General features: G+C 49.1%; 1 protein-coding gene. It reads right to left on the bottom strand.

Annotation, left to right across the window (positions count from 1 at the left end):
* Nucleotides 1-764: cache domain-containing protein (locus tag R7Q48_RS26785; RefSeq protein ID WP_318133267.1), on the bottom strand; the 764-nt coding region annotated here is incomplete at both ends.

Genomic DNA, 764 nt, shown 5'->3' with positions numbered 1-764 from the left:
TAGCGTTGTTCGAAATCTCATGCGCGGTGGCTGTCATTTCCGTCATCGCTGCGGCAACTTGCTCGGTTTCTTCACGTTGACCGCCAGCGAGTTCGTCGACTTGAGAGGCGCGTTGCGACATGTTGTTGGTTTCTGCGACGACTTCTTCACCGACTTGAGTCACGCTCTTGATGATGCCCTGCAGGCTTTCAACAAAGATATTGAAGTTATGCGCTAACTGTTTGAACTCAGGTACGTTGGATTCGTGCATGCGTGCTGTAAGGTCGGCATCGCCTTGCGCGAAGGATTGGATCGAAGCATCAAACTGTTCGATTGGTCGCATGATGCTACGATTCACAAACACGGCGAAGATAGCAACCACGGCAGCGATAGAAACACAGAACAGCGCAATGGCCACTAGAGTCGTGTTGAGCGCGTCATGGGCTGAGGCTTCCATTTCTGCAATGACGGCATCAATGTCATCGGTGTAGAAGCCGGTACCGATCATTAAATCCCACTCAGGAATGAACATTGAGTAGCTCAATTTCGGTAGCGCCTCTGTTTGTCCTAGATTCGGGAAGTAATAGGTAGTGAATTCACCCGTTTTGGCGTTTTTCAGCAAATCTTGAATCAGGTAATTACCTTTCTTGTCTTGCAGGTTATAGAAGTTTTCACCGATGCCTTTGTCGTTCTTGCCGACCACAACACGGACGCCTTTGGAGTTGTAACCGAAGATGTAGCCCGTTTCACCAAATTCCAGCTCTCGTAAAACGGGAAGAGCTTCT

Source organism: Vibrio sp. 378 (assembly GCF_033339435.1).
This window is presented reverse-complemented; position numbering and strand designations above follow the sequence as displayed.